The organism is Variovorax sp. YR216 (genome assembly GCF_900107745.1).
Classification (GTDB): domain Bacteria; phylum Pseudomonadota; class Gammaproteobacteria; order Burkholderiales; family Burkholderiaceae_C; genus Variovorax.
Genome location: NZ_FNRO01000003.1, coordinates 457,527 through 471,911, shown reverse-complemented (window position 1 = coordinate 471,911; position 14,385 = coordinate 457,527). Strand labels below are relative to the sequence as shown.

At 63.0% G+C, this 14,385-nt stretch carries 11 protein-coding genes; 4 read left to right on the top strand and 7 right to left on the bottom strand.

Annotation, left to right across the window (positions count from 1 at the left end; all coding sequences use genetic code 11):
• Positions 1–317: 317 nt before the first annotated feature.
• From BLW05_RS36275 to BLW05_RS35370, 7 genes are all read right to left on the bottom strand, one after another.
• Positions 318–2,603, bottom strand: a complete 2,286-nt coding sequence (locus tag BLW05_RS36275; RefSeq protein WP_218135164.1) for an Eco57I restriction-modification methylase domain-containing protein — start codon at positions 2,601–2,603, stop codon at positions 318–320.
• 2 nt (positions 2,604–2,605) lie between these two features.
• A complete protein-coding gene (gene brxC, locus BLW05_RS12080) occupies positions 2,606–6,244 on the bottom strand; it encodes a BREX system P-loop protein BrxC (protein WP_093162784.1) in 3,639 nt (1,212 codons plus the stop codon).
• 38 nt (positions 6,245–6,282) lie between these two features.
• The gene (locus BLW05_RS12075; protein WP_093162782.1) at positions 6,283–6,858 is read right to left on the bottom strand and encodes a BREX protein BrxB domain-containing protein; all 576 of its coding nucleotides are present in this window, start codon (positions 6,856–6,858) and stop codon (positions 6,283–6,285) included.
• Entirely contained in the window at positions 6,839–7,627 is a 789-nt protein-coding gene (locus BLW05_RS12070) for a BrxA family protein (protein WP_093162781.1), read from the bottom strand. The genes BLW05_RS12075 and BLW05_RS12070 overlap by 20 nt, the downstream gene beginning before the upstream one ends.
• 2 nt (positions 7,628–7,629) lie before the next feature.
• On the bottom strand, positions 7,630–8,133 hold the full coding sequence (locus tag BLW05_RS12065) for a BrxE family protein (RefSeq protein ID WP_093162779.1): 504 nt from the start codon (positions 8,131–8,133) through the stop codon (positions 7,630–7,632).
• Positions 8,134–9,125: 992 nt separating this feature from the next.
• Entirely contained in the window at positions 9,126–9,554 is a 429-nt protein-coding gene (locus BLW05_RS12055) for a hypothetical protein (RefSeq protein WP_093162777.1), read from the bottom strand.
• Positions 9,551–9,781, bottom strand: coding sequence for a hypothetical protein (locus BLW05_RS35370; RefSeq protein WP_143044819.1), 231 nt, complete (start codon positions 9,779–9,781; stop codon positions 9,551–9,553). The genes BLW05_RS12055 and BLW05_RS35370 overlap by 4 nt, the downstream gene beginning before the upstream one ends.
• Positions 9,782–10,775: 994 nt before the next feature.
• Here BLW05_RS35370 and BLW05_RS12050 point away from each other — a divergent pair.
• The 4 genes from BLW05_RS12050 to BLW05_RS12035 all read left to right on the top strand — a co-directional run bounded on the left by BLW05_RS12050 (position 10,776) and on the right by BLW05_RS12035 (position 14,193).
• Positions 10,776–11,669 carry a DUF72 domain-containing protein gene (locus tag BLW05_RS12050; RefSeq protein WP_093162775.1) on the top strand — a complete coding sequence of 298 codons (894 nt, stop codon included), beginning with the start codon at positions 10,776–10,778 and terminating at the stop codon, positions 11,667–11,669.
• A gap of 347 nt (positions 11,670–12,016) precedes the next feature.
• Positions 12,017–12,376, top strand: coding sequence for a hypothetical protein (locus tag BLW05_RS12045; RefSeq protein WP_093162774.1), 360 nt, complete (start codon positions 12,017–12,019; stop codon positions 12,374–12,376).
• Between the two features lie 132 nt (positions 12,377–12,508).
• On the top strand, positions 12,509–13,048 hold the full coding sequence (locus BLW05_RS12040) for an Rrf2 family transcriptional regulator (protein WP_093162773.1): 540 nt from the start codon (positions 12,509–12,511) through the stop codon (positions 13,046–13,048).
• 86 nt (positions 13,049–13,134) lie between these two features.
• Positions 13,135–14,193, top strand: coding sequence for an NUDIX domain-containing protein (locus BLW05_RS12035; protein ID WP_093163167.1), 1,059 nt, complete (start codon positions 13,135–13,137; stop codon positions 14,191–14,193).
• The last annotated feature ends 192 nt before the right edge of the window (positions 14,194–14,385 follow it).

Genomic DNA, 14,385 nt, shown 5'->3' with positions numbered 1-14,385 from the left:
AGATCCACCCTTGGCGAAGGGTAGCCATTCTTGACTTGAGCATTCCCAGTTGAGTCGTAGGAATCTGAAATCATTCTTTGTTGAGCCACCCAGATATGCATTTCGTCCCCCACTATCGAACGATGCGAATCGGCGGTATGTTTCCCGCACTGCCGGGCTAACCCAATACGCAAACGGCTTGCCAGGCACGGCATCGAATGATGCAGGCGGCACTACGAACAGCCGTTCCTCAGATTCACCCAGACGTACACGGGTGCAACTTTCAAGCAATGCAGTGCCTTTGTCGGCCTCGACCAGCAGTCGCAAGAATGTTGTCATCAGACTTTCTCCAGCACGTAGGCCGCTGCTTCGACTGCCGCTTCATCCATGACACCGTGCCCTAAGTCAGCCATGACCCCGGGTTGCGCGATCCCGAGCACCACTTCCTCGCGCCACTTCTGGAAGGTCGAGAGAAAGAAACAAGTCCGGGAGGTAATCGCTCCGACCCTGCCGCCACCGCGCAACAGCCCGAGACCACGCTCAACGAAGATGGCGAGCAAGTCGTTCTTGCTGCGCGGGTAGGCTTTGGAGAGTTCGGCCTTGGTCCCCAGGGTCAGCGCCCCGAACGGCGGATTCATCACGACGACGTCGAATACCTCACGGCACAGGTCGATCAGCCGCAAGCCCTCCAGGGCATCCAAGGCAAAGAGACGGCCTTGGTAGGTTGACTTCGCCGCCTGCGTGAACTCCTCCAGCGCCTTTCGCAGCCGCCCCTCGGCCTGCTGCCAAGCTCGCTGTTCTTCTTCGGCAAACAGGCCTGTGCCCTGGCCGAGATAGACCTTGCGAATCATGGCCGGCAGCTCGCGCTCGGCTTGCAGCAGCACGCCCAGTTCTGGCAACCCCTTCAGCAGTTGCAAGGTCCTCTCGAACAACTCGGCATCGCGCTTGTCGAGCGTGGCGGCAAGCTGCTGCCGCAGGTCTGGCTCGGCCGGCGGTGCGACTGCCGCGACGATGTGGCCGCGGCCGATCAAGGGGCGGTCCTTGGCCTTGACGCCGGCCTCATGCCAGGCCCGCTGTGCCCGCAGCCACAGCGCCAGCGATGCGATCTGCGCGGCGCGCGGGTCGATATCCACTCCGTAGATGTTGTGCTCGACGATCAGGCGCGGCACATCGCGCAGGAAGGTGGCTTCGTCCGCATAGGCCTGCTGCAAGGGCTTCAGCTCGGCCTTGGGCTGCGTGGCACGGTCCAGCGCACCTGGCCCATGCTGCCGCTCCCAGGCCCAGGCTTCGCGATAAATATCCAGAAACAGGTCGAAGGCATACAGGCCGAAGTGCATGGAGCCGCAGGCCGGGTCCAGCAGCTTCAGGGTCCGCGGGTCGCGCAGCTTGTGACGGCGAATGATGGTGGGTTTGCGCTGCGGCACGTAGCCCTTGAGGCGAGCCAGTATTTCCCTGCACGCGGCGACAAACCAGCGCTCGTGGTACACGCCGCCGTCTCCGCCATGACGGTCTGCACGGCAAATGAGAAAAATGCCGTCCCATAGCTCCTGGGTGGTCAACGCATCCAGGCGCTGCTCCTGCAGGGCTTGTTCAAGCCGCTGAAAATAGCCACCCCAACTGTCGTCATGGAAACGGTCATAGGTGTTGACGCAGTGGGCGAACTCGATCATCGCCTGAATGCCATCTCTGCTGGTTTCAAAGGCCGGCAGGTCCTCCCATCGCCCGGCCAGTACCAGTGCGGCGATAGCGCCGGGGCGAAGCTCATCGGCGTCGAACCCGCGAAGAAACACGTCTTCTGGCGTGCAGAGCAGATATTGGCAGCGATCACGCAAGGCGGCCTTGCCTTGGGTGGCTTCGTACCACAGGCGGCCCAGGGTGTTGTCCACCAGGAACTCGACCACATAACGCGGTGTGAAGAACTGGTTGCGCACGGCCAGCTCGCGGCTGTTGCGCGGCGCCTGCGAACCGCCGCGCTTGGGGTCTCGCATGCGCTTGCGTTCTTCGGGGTCGTTGAAGTACTGATAAATCCAGCCGATGGTCTCGTCTTCGGCCCAGAGAGGATCGATCTCCGGGTCGTTGACTAGCTTCAACACGGCCAGCAATGCCGCTTCCCGCGGGAACAGTCGGCCCTGCGGCGCAAAGCGGTTGAACAAACCGGGCAGGTCCTCGGCCAGCTCGTCGAAGACGCTGAACAAATAGGTGCGATAGGCGTCGCCGGTTTCGCCCAGGCCGGTGCCAGCTAAGCGCGCATAGAGCTGGAAGCCGCGCGCCTGGAAGCCTTCGCCCACGGACTGCGTCAGTAAGCCGCGCGCCTCCGCCATGCGCAGCGCGGCCAAACGGTTGAGCACAGTGAAGGCCTGCTCGCGTACGATGCGATCCAGCCCCTGGGTGGGTGGGGCGTCACCGGCGGCGCAATAGTGGGCCAGCGTCTCGCGCAGGATGCGCGCAGTCTCGCGTTGGGCATCGTTGATGTGGCGCAGGCTTGCCAGTTCGGTGATGGCTCCAGAGTTGGGGTCCATGCCGTAGTCGTTCTGCAACTGGCGCGTGAACTCTTCTTCGAGCACGCGCCTCGCTTCGTTGACGAAGCGCTGGAGCCGGTTGCGGGTTGCTTGGTCGAACGCCATGCCTAGTTTCCGTCGCCTTCGGCGCCCAGGGTGAAGGTGAGCTCGACCTCGGCATACAGGGCGAGCAGCGCCTTGACCTCGTTGAGCTGCTGGATCAGTTGCTCCAGGTCGGCGCGGTTCGTTAGCTTGGCGGGCACCGCGATGGATTTGGCGAGCCTGTTGCTAACCTTATCGCCGGCCTTGGCGCGCTCTTCCTCGATGCGCTGGCGAATGCGTTCCTGACCCTGGCGCTGGATGGAGCGGCGCAGGCCATCCAGCGTGCTGGTGATCTCGTAGTCGCGCACCAGCAGCTTCTTCAGTCCGGCCAGATCGGGCGTGACGGTCAGCGCCAGGCTTTCCAGGCGGCTTACGGCGTTGCTCCGCTCTTCCTGAGTATGTTCTTCCCATTCGGACAGGCGCTGCAAGTCTTCGACGCCATCCTTGATGCGCTGCTCCAACTGCTTGGACAGTGTTGCGGTGGCCTCGCGCACGCGGCCCTTCAGGTGGGTGAGCCGAGAGTTGAAGTCCGCGGTGTGCTGGTAGAAGTCTTCGGTGCCCAGGCGTTCGGCCAGGGCTTGCAGGTCTTCAGCCACCTCGGCGCGCAGGGTGGCCGGCACGCCGGTGTCGGGCAGCGCTTCGATCTCGCGGCGATGGGCTTGCAGATCGCGCAGCGTGGCGTCCAGTCCATTGTCCAAGGCCCGCTTGATCTCCTGCGCCCACTTCAGGTCGTTGTAGATGGCTGAAGATTCGGCGCCTAGGCGCTTGGGGGCGTCAGATGCATCGGTGAACAGGACATCGGCGATGTCCTGGTTGAGCGCACTCACGCGCTCCGCGCCGGCCAATCCGATTCCGCGCAGCCGCTCGGAGAGCGAGCCATAGTCGTGCTGGAAGCGTGGGAAGTGCTTGGCAGCAGCCTTGCTGATCTCCTGTTCCAGCGGCAGCACGGTTTCGCCCGCCAGTTCCGAAAGCCGCTCCGCGGCGCGCGCCAAAGTCTCGATGGACGGCCGCTCGTCTCGCAAGGCCACGCCGATCTGCTTGAACGAATTGTTGGTCTTAAGCGCGTCGATGGCCTGCTGGCCGGCAGCGGTGACTTGGCGGCCGGAGACGTTCAGCTTGATCTCGCCGGCCATCAGCATGGCGGCCAAGATGTAGCGTGTAGTGTCGGGCGACCAGCCGAAGGGGTCGTTGCTGAAGTCGTCCAGCAAGCGCTTGCCATCGACGGTGCCGCGCTTGTCGATGTAGTCGCGGATGCTCACCATCGCCTTGTGATCGGTCTTGAAGGTGGCGCGGCCGGCGACGGACTGCACGAAGCCCAGCGGGTCCAGTGCGCTGGTGATGGCGGTGGGGTTGGCGACTTTCAGGAATTTCTCGGCGGTGTCGGTTGCGGCGCGCACTTTCGCTTCGACATAGCGGTCGAAGACCTGGGCGGCCACGTCGTTCAACAGCTTCTTAGCGGCTTCCAGCAGGTCGGTATGAAGTGCGGTGACAGCTGTGGGATTGCCACGGAACACGAAGGAGCCGCCCTGCAGGGTTTGTTTGATACGGCTCTTCAGTTCGGTGGCGAGCTTGGCGGCGCGGTCGAGCTGGCCGCTGCAGTAATCCTTGACCTCCTGGTCAGGCTCGTTGCGGTGCAGTTCGGCTATGCGTTGGCAACGGTAGATTTCGCTGGCCACGTCGTCCACGTCGGTGCTGCTCTTGGCGACCAGGTTGATGGTATTGCGCGCCGCGCGGCTGCGGGAATCATCCAGCGCACGGTTCTTGGCGGCCTCGTAGTCGCTACCAGGGACTAGTTCGACGACGGTCTGGATGGCGCTGCCGTCACCCGCCAGGCTGGTGACGCTGCTACCGGACTGCACCTTCAGGCCGGTGGTGACAGCCATGGTGCCTTCCACGCTAACACGGGGCAGTGGGTCGAAGGCGTCGCGCAGTGCGTCGTTAAAGATGCGCCTCACATCGACCGAACGCAGTGCGATGGCGCCACGCTCCTGCTCGATGTCGCGCAACTTCTCGCTCAGGAAGACGAGGTTGCCATCCTTTTCTCCGAGGGGGACAAGCTTGTCCGCCAGCATCTCGTCCACAGCCTTCTTTACTGCGTCGAGCTGCGACGGTCCTGTAATCGAGGGGTGCAACAGGCTGGCGCAGTTCTGCACCGTAACTGGCAGGTTGCCCAGGATTTGCAGCACGGCCACCGTCTTGCCGATGTCCCTGTGGAGCTGCGAGTCGGGGAAGCGGATGTTGACGCTGCCCACTGCGTGGTAGATGGATGGAAACGCGCGGCGGATGTCCTTCTCGAGTTCGTCGTACAGCGTGACGGTTGTCGCCAGCCAGCCCACCGGCTGGTCGGCCATGGCGGTGGAGCCGCCTTCGCCCTTGAGTACGTCCTGGATCACCTTGATGGCGGAGCGCAGCCCGATGCCACCGGTGGACTTGGCAAGCGCGCCCAGAAGGTGCAGCAGGATGTCGAAGTGCGCTGGCAGAAAGGGGTAGAGGTTGGTGAAGCTCTCTTTGCTGAAGTCGGCGTCGTAGTACTTGGCGTCTTGCAGCTTTGTGTTGTGGCGCAGCGCCTGGCCGTGAGCGTCGAACAGCTTGCCAAGTTCGGCCTGCCCGGCCGGCGACTTGCCGAGCAGTCGGCGGTAGCAGATTTCCTTGATGTCGCTCGATTCAAGGTCGATCTGGATCGGGAAGCGATCCTTCAGCTTATAGAGCTTGTCGGAGTTGAGCGCAGCGCGGGGGTCGTCTTCGGTCAGCGTCTGCTGGGCGGTGGAGATGATCCAGACCTTGCCGTCGCCCAGGCGCTTGAGATTCTTGGCCAAGCCGTCGAGGTTGAGGATGAGATTGTCGCGCGAGGCCACGTACTGACCCACTTCATCCACGATGAAGACGATGTGCTGCCGGCCGCTCTTCTCGCGGACGATGTCGATCATCTCCTGGACACGCTTGTCCTCGAAGTTGAAGAAGCCTTCGGTGCTGGACGAGAAGGACTTGGCCTCGGGGAACAGGCCAGGGTACATCTCGTGCGCGATCTTGGGGATCAGGCCATCGATGGCGAGCGGGTTGTTCTGGATGCGCGCCCAGGTGGCGCCCGGCAATGCGCTGGTGATGCGCTCGTGCAGCTCGGCGGTACGGCCGTCTTTCTCGACCATGCGCTCGAAGGCGAAGACCTTGAGGTTGTTCGAGTACCCGGCCCAGGCGAGCACCTTGAAGTACAGCACCGTGGAGACTTCTGCCATCGTGGCGCCGGCCAGCATCTCGCTCGCCAGGTCCAGCATCACGATCGCGGCGGGGAAGCGCTGTGCCACTGTGCTGAGCAATGCCTTGGTCTGCGGCTTGTGCAGTCGGTCTTGCAGGTGCTTGATGAAGGGCACGCCGTCGATGACGCGCTTGTCGTCGAAAGCAAGGCCCAGGTACTTGGTGAACGAACTTTTACCTGAACCGTAGAAGCCAGAGACCCACACACCGACTTCGTTCTCGCCGCCGGTTTCCATGGCGAGCTGCATGCGGTCGAGCAGCTTGTGGAATTGCTCTTCGATACTGTCCGTGACCACGTACTCCGAAATTTCGGCCTTCAGGCGCTCGTCTTGTGAGACGCCGTATGTGATGACCTTTTCGATCGTGCGGTAGATATCTTTGCTCGGGTCGAAGAGCGAACGGATCGTCGTCATGTCACGGTCCTTGGTTCTTTGATAGTGTGTGGATCCGGTCAGCCGCCCACGTGGGCGGAGCGGTAGTTCCCGTCTTCCGGATAGAAGCCCAGGAACTTGAGGCGCGTCTTGCCTGTGCGGACGCCGGGATATAGGAAGACCGTGGTCACGTGGAAGCGACCGTGTAGCTTGCTTTCGACGGCGCCGATGCGCAGGAAGGGATGCAGTGCTTCAAGGTCGGTGACGAGGAGCAGTGCATCCTTCTTGCCTTCCAGCGGCTGGAGGGCGTCCTCCAGGCGCTTGAGCAGGCCGTCTTGCCCGGTCAGGATGTCGGCCAGGGACTCGTTGGTGCGCGCCCAGTTCAACGGCGCAGCCTTGTCCTCGGCGACACACAGCGGCCACAGCGGGTCGGCCTTGAGCAGGTCCCACACGTGCTCGGCGATCGAGAACGTGGTGACAGTCCATCCTTCTTGATGCAGCTTGGCGATCCAGGCCGGTGTCTGGCGCTTGACTTCGAGAAGCTGCTCCGGCGGGAAGACCAAGTAGAAAATGGGCTCGGAGCTGGCGTGGCCCAGTTCGCGCCCATGGCGGATACGCTCGCGCAGTTCGTCGAAGTCAGCCTTGAGCGAGGACATCGCAGAGCTCCTCCATATTCTGTTGCTTCCAGCTGATGCGGACCACGTCTCCCGCCGCTTGGACGATGAGCAGGCCCTTGAGAGAAAGCCGCTTCAGCTCTTCGAGCACATCTTCGCGGGTCAGGCCGAAGAGCTTCCAGTCATCGTGGTTCAGGAGCGCGTTGTCGCCAACTCCCGCGAAGTGCAGTTCGTGGGCGAGATAGGTCGCAGCGGCGGGAGTGATTCGGAAAGAGTGGATGCGGCGTTTGGTGCGCAGTCCCCGCTCCAGCAAACCGTAGTCGGCGCAGCAGCCGGTGAGGTAGGCGGCCACGCGGCGCACGGTGCTGGCGGACCAGCGCTTGGCCGTCTTGCCGTCGTCGATGCCGCGTACGACGAAGGCACGCGCGTCTTCGTTGGCAATGTGCGTGTAGCCGCCCGCGTAGCGCGCCCAAAAGACGCTGCGGATGAAGTCCCCCAGGATAGCGTTCGCGCGGCTGGTGTAGAGGAACATCAGTTGCGCCAGCTCGGCCGTGGGCAGTGCATTGCCCAGCCGCTTGAGGTGCAGCGCTGGGCGACCACCATCGACCAGGTAGCGCGGCGCGAAGCACTCGCCCACGATGTTGCGCAGCCGGCGTGCGGTGACGGCTGGGAAGCGTCCCGAATCGAGTGCTGCCTGAAATAGCTGCGAGGTGGACATGCCAGGCGACCAGAGTTCAAGAAGCAACTTGGTTTCGTCGACCAGTCCAAGGCCCGCCTGGAGCTGCGTCGTGTAGGGTTTGCTGACTGCCACGATCAGGGCGCAAGGTACGGGTAGCTCTTGAGTTGGCGCCTGAAGGCCGAGGCATAGATGCCTGCAATCTTGCGCAAGGCCCCGCCGCTTGCTGTCACGTCTCGGACGCTCCCCACGGCCACCGGACCTTCACTGTCGGAGTCGATGGTGTCCGCCAGAAGCGTGAGGGCTTCTAGCGCCGCGGCCTTGGTTGTCGGCAGTTGGGACGCGATTTCGCCGCCTTCGGGCGTGCGAACCAAGGCGTGAAGGTCTTGCTCGATCTCTTCGGGCAGGCGAAACAGGTGATAGCTGCCGACGCTGAGGTGTTCGTCGTGCTGCCGGCGCGCCGCTTCGACGACACCGTGGTACTGCGCCAGGCGGGCCGACTTGGTGAAGACGGGCTCCAGGAACAAGCGGCTCGAAGATTCGTAAAAGGCAGTTGGCCACCAGCCATGTTGGGCGCGCTCGCCTAGGTAGCCGGTCACCACACGGAGCTGCAGAAGAGTTGGTAGGTTAGGTCGGCTCATTCAATTGGTTCTTATTTTGTTTGGACCGATCAGGAGGTGTGCGACCGCAACTATATCGAGACGCGAGGCGCTATCGGGCGGAGAGAGAGCCGAGCGTCGTGGCCAAAATTCTGCGACGTGCATTCGATCACACGCGCTCGTCCTATCGTGGCGCTAGACGCTGTCGCCGGCATGGAGGTCTTAGCGCCAGAACGTGCTATCCAGACGCTTGATCGAAAAAAACTTGTCGTTGCGTTTGACCAACACCTGATTGTTGCCGACCAAAACTGAGGAAATCTTTCATGCAGCCGGATAGCCTCAAAAGCTCCTGAAAGGAGCTCCGATGCATACAACCCCTGACCGAAACGCCGAGCCGACGACCGTGACGAGGGGAGACCATGGCCAAGGTGGTCACTTGAGCGGTTCCGACTCCGATTACTTTGAACTCGCGATCGTCCGCGTTGGCCGTGCTCTCATTGACGAGAATGGCCCCCGTGGGTTTGAGGATTCGCCGCCGGCGATCTCACGCGCGATGAGCAGGGACGGCCAAGTCGCTTACGGAACTGCGAGCTACGGGCACGGTTTGCGCCCGCCCCGATCTTTAGGGTCCAGTCCATCCCGCGGCGCACTTTCGCGATACGGCGCCAGCCATGTAGCCCTTCTCGTCGGCCGTTAACAAGCCTTCCAAGGTGCCCGTCGCGACGCTGCTGCAGCAGCCCGCGTACTGCATCCCCGTCTCAATCGAGGGAGCAAGGCACAACCCCTGGGAAGTGGCGTCGATGCTCCGGTCGAGGCGAACGTCAACCACGAGGTATGAGTTCGGTCCTCGCGCCGACTGCGTTCAGCGCAGCAGCGTCGTCGAGCTGGCAAAGTGGATGGATATGGCGCGCGACCGTCTGACCGAGGGGGACTGGCTCGCCTTGAAACGATCGATGCCGTGCTCCATCAGGAGGAGCTGCGCAGGAAGGGGGAGCAAGCGCACCGGACAGCCTGTAGGCCAGGCCGTCGCATGGTTAGGTGGCGTCTGACTGGTCAGCGCCAACCGGAGCACCAGCGCCCACGAGGTTCTCGGGTGGTGGCAAGTAAAACTCACCCGTATAGGTCGTGTGATAGCACACATCGACGACGTGAATGTGGGTGCCCTTGTCGATCCACTGGAAGTGCAAAACCCAGTCGGAAGTCTTATATTTTTGCTTCTGCGTATAGACGGGGAGCCCGATGTGGTAGTGCCAAAGGGCGTTGTCGCGCGTGTACCTGTACCGGGGGTCGGTAGCCATAAGTCCCGACCAAGAAGGCGTTAGCTTGCCGGGGAACTTCGAGAAGTCCGACAGCCCGTGCTCCTCATACGCATCGAGAAAATCAAGAATCGCATCCTGCTGATACTCAGGGTAAATCTTGAACTCTTTGGCGAAAAGGTTCGTGAAGCTCCAGCTGAAACTCATTCCTGACCGTCAGCAACCCGCAGGATGAGTTTGCGCTTTTCTTCGCGAGAAAGGCCGCGAGGGGCCTCGTGGCACTTCGACGCCAGAGCGGCAGCTAGCCGCTTCACGTTGACCTGAAGCGGGGCTCTTCCTAGCTGGGTTCGGAAAGCCATTTCACTGGGTTTGGCTTCTGCGCTCACGGAAAGCGCCATCCCAAACTGCGAAACGTTGAAACGTTGTCGGGTCATGAGTTGTTTTTAACAGCGGCTTCAAATGGTGTCAATGTGTGAGTTTGTGGTAGGGGTTCCCCTGCGAACGGCCGCCCGAGCCCTGCTTCTACTTTCGAGGCTCGGCGCATACTGATCAGGCCTAACCAACGACGCCATGATAGACACGAAACTTCAGTGTCCGGTGGGGACTGGTGGGGCTGTTGGTTCGCCGGGTTCTTCGGCCTTGGCGATAAGGCTTCGCTGGCATGGGCGTTCTGGTGCACGCCTTGCACCCGCCGGCATGACCTCAGCCGTGATCGCGCCCGTTGCCGAGTGAGTGCGCGACCTGATGGTCGAGCACCCAGGCGCTCAAGCGCGCAAAGACCGAAGGGCGCCCCTGCCAGCGCAGCGCCCCGAGCGTCGCAGGCGGATCACTGGCCGGAACGCCGCAGGACCTCATCCATCTCCTTGTTTGAGAGGTCGCGCTCAGGGTCTTGCTCTTCTGGTGCCTGCAGGAGCGGGATGCTGCAGAAGCAGCAGCCTCCATCACCGCGCTGAAGGGCTGGGCATAGCAGGATCGTTCAGAATTGCCACAGGCGGGTGACACTCTGTCTTTTGTCGGTATTTTTGTCGGTATCTTCCCGCAGAAAATCGCACGAATCTAGCATTCATGGGGCCTACAGCCTGATTTTCGATTCCTGTCGAGGCACCAAAAGGCCGTCTTGGCGCTGCGATACCCCGCAGAGCCATTCGGCACGCCAACACAGCGGGCCCTGATCCGCATCAAGGACCGGCATCGGCCGCTCGCCACAATGCCTCCATCCGGCGAGACCTCGGCAGGATCCCGACTCCGCCGCGCGCAGACCCAAAAAAAGAAAACCCGCCGAAGCGGGTTCAAAACAGCCGAGACATGGAAGGCCGTTAACGGCGAGCATCGCAGAACGGGCTGACCTGGGCCTGAGTTGCGCATGTTTCAAGGCGAATCCGGGTCCTCCGGGGTCCGTCGGCGGCAACGCGCCGGTAGCATGGCGGAATGAGCTTCCTCGTCGGCACCGCCTCGTGGACTGACAAGACACTGATCGAGTGCGGGCGCTTCTACCCTCCGGAGTGCAAGACGCCCGAAGCGCGCCTGCGCTACTACGCGTCGATCTTTCCACTGGTGGAAGTGGACAGCAGCTACTACGCCATCCCGACGCCGATGACCGCGCACCAATGGGCGCTGCGCACGCCCGATCACTTCGTCTTCAACGTCAAGGCCTTTCGCCTGTTCACCGGCCACTTCACCGAAACCAAGGTGATGCACAAGGACCTGCAGCAGGCGCTCGGCGCGGGCCGGAAGCTCTACTACAAGGATGTGCCGGAAGAGATCCGCGCCGAGCTCTGGAAACGCTTTGTCGAAGCCCTGGAGCCGCTGCGGCTGGCAGGCAAGTTGGGCCTGGTCCACTTCCAGTTTCCTCCGCGATTGAGGTACAGCGAGGAAGCGCTGGCGCACATCGAGCGCTGCATCGGATGGATGCCGAACTGCACGCTGAGCATCGAGTTCCGGCACAGGTCATGGTGGGAGAGTCCGGCGCGCGTTGCGAGCACGCTGGCCTTCCTGCGGGAACACGGCCTGGTGCACACGATCGTCGATGGCCCCCAGGGCGCCGACAACAGCGTCCCGGCGGTGTGGGAGATCACCCATCCGGATTTCCTGCTGCTGCGGCTGCACGGCCGCAATGTCGAAACCTACAACGCTCCGGCTCAGACCGCGGCCGAGCGCTTCGACTACAACTATCCCGATCGGGAACTCCGGGAGCTTGCGGCGGAGCTGGTACGCATCGCCTACAGCGTGCGCAACAAGCACATCATCTTCAACAACTGCGACGAGGATAAGGGCCAGCGCAACGGCATCACTTTCCTGAAGATGCTGATGGCGCATGGCTGAAAGGGCGGGGCCCGAAAAGAATTCGCTTCCTTCGCTGCGACGAGTGCTACGGCTCCGAGATTTCTCCCAGATGGACCGGCAGACTGCGTTTCGCGGCCGGAAGTCTTCACAGACCCCTCCACTCCCTCCACCATCCGGCTGTTTCAACCCGCTTCGGCGGGTTTCTTTTTGCCTGCTCGTATTCATCGCTCGCGGGTTTTCCCTGCCTATTGGGGACAAGTTTGGGGAAAACAGCACTGGATTCGCATCGGATCGACATCTGGAGCGGCTCGGAACACGATGCTCATGAAACAGGCAGCGGGCCGTTGGAGGGGCCGCGCGGGAAGCGCGGCTAGAATTCAACGCTCATGCCCCGCTGGCTCGTTGCCTCTTTCATCGTTTTCGTGCTTTCCTGCTACGGCTTTGCGGCCGCCGCGCAAGGCAGGACGAGCGGAATCGACCTGGCGGACGCCTGCAAGGCGGCGGTGGCATCGATTCAGCAAGACACCCCCCCGGCCGGCGATGCGTCTTCGCAGGATGCGAGCGACGAGTTCGCGGATCTCGACGAGGCCGGGTCCGACTTCACCGAATTCCTCACGGGCGTTCGCCCGCTCCTCGTGCCGGTCGTCGCCGCGGCGTGGCCTCCACGCCTTGCGCCGCTGACCGTGCCCCCGCCCCTGCTCGAGCGGCCCAAGCGGCCGCCTCGGGCCAGCCTCTTCCTCGTCTAGCTCGCCGCTTCGGAGGCCATTCGGCTTTCGATTTCCCGATGCGAGCACCCCGCATCGTGGCGCCACGCGCGCGATGCGATCGATCCGGCGGTCCGCCGCCGACCCCGTCAGGAATGTAGGAAGGAATCAACGATGCGTCTCACCACCAAAGGCCGTTTTGCTGTGACGGCCATGATCGACGTGGCGCTGCAAGGCCCCGCAGGGCCGGTCAACCTGGGCTCCATCAGCCGGCGCCAGCGGATTTCGCTGTCGCATCTCGAACAACTCTTCGCCAAGCTGCGTCGCCACGATCTGGTCGAATCGACGCGCGGCCCCGGTGGCGGCTATTCGCTGAGCCGCAAAGCCGCGGATATCACCATCGCGGACATCATCCAGGCGATCGATGGCGATGGCCAGGAAAAGCCGATCCCCCGGCTCCCGGCAGTCCCGGGCGCAGTGAACCGGCACGCCACCGACGAGCTGTGGGCCTCGGTCAGCCGGCGCGCGCTGGAATTTCTCGACACCGTCACCCTGCAGAGCCTGGTGGAGGAGCAGATCGCGCGCGGCGTCGAGGTCGAACGCGAGCGCAGTCCGCGCCGCGAACCGCTCCCCACGACGCGTGTGAAGCCCGCTCCGGTCAACGCGCCAAACTCGGTCTTCGCGTTGGGGGCGATGCTCGCGAAGCGCTCCTGACGCGCCAGAGGGCGGTTTCCGGAACGCGAAGCCGAAAGGCCAAGGCCGGGACTCCGGCCGGCCAAGCGCCTATGCTTCGCATCCTGATGACCGCTTCCATTTCCAACCCTCACGATCTCGCGGTCCTCATCGGCCGCTTCCAGCCGTTTCACAACGGCCATCTCTCGCTTCTGAAGCAGGCACTCGTTCTGGCGCCGCGCGTCGTGGTGGTCATCGGCTCGGCCTTCGGCGCGCGCTCGCCCAAGCTGCCTTTCGACTGGCAGGACTGCGCCCGCATGATTCGCGCGGCTGTCCCCGAATCCGAACGTGCACGCATCCTCTGCGTGCCGGTGCGCGACTACTTCGACGAAGCGCGCTGGGTGGCCACCGTACGCCGCGCAGTCGCGCAAGCCCTGGCGGAACACCATGTCGCACCGCCCGCATCGACGGTGCTGCTCGGCCACTTTCGCGATCCGACTCGCGACTACCTCGGCGCTTTTCCGGACTGGACGCTACACACGCTGGAGGGCACACCGATCCGGCGCGCGAGCGCACTTCGCGATGCCGTCTTCGCGCACGGCGAGGCGGGGCTGGCCGAGATTTCCACCGAGGTGCCTCCCGGCACCGTCGATTTCCTGCGTGAATGGAGCGCCCGCCCCTCGTTCGAGAATTTGCGTCAGGAAGCAGCCATCCTGCGCGAGTACGACATCGCGTGGTCCGTCGCGCCCTATCCGCCGGTCCTGGTCACCGTCGATTGCGTCGTGAAGTGCGGCGACAGGGTGCTGGTGATCCAGCGGGGACACGCGCCCGGCAAGGGCCTGCTCGCCGTGCCGGGAGGATTTCTGGAACAACGCGAAACCACATTTCAGTCGGCCTTGCGTGAACTCGAAGAGGAAACGCACCTCGACGTGCCGCACGCAACGCTACAAAGCTGCCTCAAAGGTAACGACGTGTTCGACCGCCCGGACCGAAGCCAGCGAGGCCGCACGATCACGCACGGCTTCTTTTTCGATCTGGGCGACCGCGAACCGCCATCCATCCGCGCGGACGACGACGCAGCAGCAGCAAGCTGGATGCCGATCGATCGGCTCTGCGCGAGCGAAGAACGCTTCCTGGACGACCATTTCCAGATGCTCGACCACTATCTTGCGCTGCTGCCGCGCTAGGCCGCCCTGTAGGCACGCGCCGACGCCGTCCTCCCCATTTCTCCGGCAGCGGGCACGCCGACGGGCGCCTATTCTGTTTTCAAACACATACGGGGCTCTTGCCGATGAAGGGCATCATCCTTCCGGTTGCCCGGTGTGCCGACCGAATTGATGTGTTGAGCGACGATTCCTCCTCCCGGCGCTTCCCTGCGC

Bases quoted from the DNA above. Each gene is read 5' to 3' on its own strand.
- BLW05_RS36275 (WP_218135164.1), bottom strand. From the start codon at position 2,603: ATGGCGTTCGACCAAGCAACCCGCAACCGGCTCCAGCGCTTCGTCAAC.
- brxC (WP_093162784.1), bottom strand. From the start codon at position 6,244: ATGACGACGATCCGTTCGCTCTTCGACCCGAGCAAAGATATCTACCGC.
- BLW05_RS12075 (WP_093162782.1), bottom strand. From the start codon at position 6,858: ATGTCCTCGCTCAAGGCTGACTTCGACGAACTGCGCGAGCGTATCCGC.
- BLW05_RS12065 (WP_093162779.1), bottom strand. From the start codon at position 8,133: ATGAGCCGACCTAACCTACCAACTCTTCTGCAGCTCCGTGTGGTGACC.
- BLW05_RS12055 (WP_093162777.1), bottom strand. From the start codon at position 9,554: ATGAGTTTCAGCTGGAGCTTCACGAACCTTTTCGCCAAAGAGTTCAAG.
- BLW05_RS35370 (WP_143044819.1), bottom strand. From the start codon at position 9,781: ATGACCCGACAACGTTTCAACGTTTCGCAGTTTGGGATGGCGCTTTCC.
- BLW05_RS12050 (WP_093162775.1), top strand. From the start codon at position 10,776: ATGAGCTTCCTCGTCGGCACCGCCTCGTGGACTGACAAGACACTGATC.
- BLW05_RS12045 (WP_093162774.1), top strand. From the start codon at position 12,017: ATGCCCCGCTGGCTCGTTGCCTCTTTCATCGTTTTCGTGCTTTCCTGC.
- BLW05_RS12040 (WP_093162773.1), top strand. From the start codon at position 12,509: ATGCGTCTCACCACCAAAGGCCGTTTTGCTGTGACGGCCATGATCGAC.
- BLW05_RS12035 (WP_093163167.1), top strand. From the start codon at position 13,135: ATGACCGCTTCCATTTCCAACCCTCACGATCTCGCGGTCCTCATCGGC.